The organism is Peribacillus sp. SIMBA_075, from assembly GCF_046534585.1.
On sequence record NZ_JAWRYN010001300.1, the window covers coordinates 1 to 247 of the forward strand.

1 protein-coding gene is annotated in these 247 nt (G+C 42.9%); it reads left to right on the forward strand.

From position 1 onward, the window contains the following. Nucleotides 1-247, forward strand: a 247-nt coding sequence (locus SB775_RS32540) for an ABC transporter substrate-binding protein (RefSeq protein WP_410865417.1), incomplete at both ends; no start/stop codon positions are given.

The following is a 247-nucleotide window of genomic DNA, read 5'->3' on the forward strand; positions in this document are numbered from 1 at the left end:
GATGCATTAAAGAAACAAGCAAAAGAGTTGAAACAAAATGGGTTGGTGATCATGGCGAACGACAGCAAAATGACTGCCTTTGGATCTAAATCAAGATATGGTCTCATCCATGATGTGTTTGGTATCACACCGGCAGATCGAAAGCTTGAGCCATCTGATAAACACGGCCAAAGCATTTCGTATGAGTACATGGTCAAAACGAATCCAGATTTCTTATTTGTCGTTGATCGAGGCGCAGCGATCGGAG